This is a genomic window from Limnofasciculus baicalensis BBK-W-15, assembly GCF_024178385.1.
Taxonomy (GTDB): Bacteria; Cyanobacteriota; Cyanobacteriia; order Cyanobacteriales; family Coleofasciculaceae; genus Limnofasciculus; species Limnofasciculus baicalensis.
On sequence record NZ_JAMZMM010000740.1, the window covers coordinates 1 to 1,151 of the forward strand.

Here is a 1,151-nt window from a genome sequence, read left to right on the forward strand (position 1 = left end):
TGACGAATTTAAGTTAAATTAGTATAGTGGGAAAATGTGGGTTCCTGGAAGGTGAGATTTAGAGCCTGTGGTTATCCCAGATAGAATTAAAAAAATGCCATGAGAAGAGAGATTGAGTAAGGTGCATTAGGAATAATGTACTGGGATGGGATGTTGAGTGGGATTTGGTTAGAGCAGTGAAGAGCGAGCTGCAAGTAGCAGCGCTTCGCGAGCGCAAACAAAGACTTGACATGTTGACGAATTTAAGTTAAATTAGTATAGTGGGAAAATGTGGGTTCCTGGAAGGTGATATTTAGAGCCTGTGGTTATCCCAGATAGATTTAACAGAAATTCCATCAGCAGCGATATTAATCATAGCAGTCGAATTCCGGAACATCCTTTCAGCTTGGAGTCAAAGGTAACAGTCTCAGCACATCCAGCTTCTTGGTTTATCTGATTAATCAGATAATCGGAAAAATCTGCTTTGCCCTGCTTCATTTGCTGTATTGACAACCAAGCCGCCTCTCCATTCTCGAATTCAAAAGCATCTGCCCTCAGTATCTTTTCGAGAATATCGATAATGTCATTACGACTCAGCTTGTATGAAGTTTTGAGAACCCAGACGAGTTCGCATAAAACGATATTATTGATAAAGCAGGTTTCCCCGTCTGCCTTAACCTGTTTGATGTATTCATCTGCTAGTCTCCACTGTGCCAAGTCATCTTGGATGAGATATCGCACCAAAACGTTGGTATCTAATCCTTTCATGACAAGCTTCCACCATTTTGCTCAATGGCTTCATTCATTTCTTCAATAGAGACAGGTTTTCTATTTGGTTTGTGGAGGATTCCCGACAACTCTTCAACCTGGATATGGAGAGGTTGAATGTAGACTCTACCATCAGGAGCAATTATAAAACGAATGCGATCGCCCGGATGTAACTTAAGTCTCTCTCGAATTTCTGGCGGGATGGTTGTTTCCCCTTGGCTGGTAATCGTGGCAATGGACATGATGTCTTTTCCAAAACCCATTCATTCTATCTTATTTAATTCCATAATCCCATTTAAAAAGGCACTCGGATAGGATATTGAGTGTCATCTGCAAGTAGTAGCGCAACGCGATAGCTTCGCTTGCCAGAGGCATCGCGCTCAAAGACTTGACAGATTGACGAA

At 41.8% G+C, this 1,151-nt stretch carries 2 protein-coding genes; both read right to left on the minus strand.

The annotated features are described in order from the left end of the window. Positions 1-351: 351 nt before the first annotated feature. Positions 352-747 (minus strand): type II toxin-antitoxin system VapC family toxin, encoded by a 396-nt coding sequence (locus NJ959_RS29880; RefSeq protein WP_254015392.1) that lies wholly within the window; start codon positions 745-747, stop codon positions 352-354. Next, positions 744-989 carry an AbrB/MazE/SpoVT family DNA-binding domain-containing protein gene (locus NJ959_RS29885; protein ID WP_254015393.1) on the minus strand — a complete coding sequence of 82 codons (246 nt, stop codon included), beginning with the start codon at positions 987-989 and terminating at the stop codon, positions 744-746. Before NJ959_RS29885 ends, NJ959_RS29880 begins: the two co-directional genes overlap by 4 nt. Between the last annotated feature and the right edge of the window lie 162 nt (positions 990-1,151).

Coding starts and splice junctions, on each gene's coding strand:
- NJ959_RS29880 (WP_254015392.1), bottom strand. CDS start 747: ATGAAAGGATTAGATACCAACGTTTTGGTGCGATATCTCATCCAAGAT.
- NJ959_RS29885 (WP_254015393.1), bottom strand. CDS start 989: ATGTCCATTGCCACGATTACCAGCCAAGGGGAAACAACCATCCCGCCA.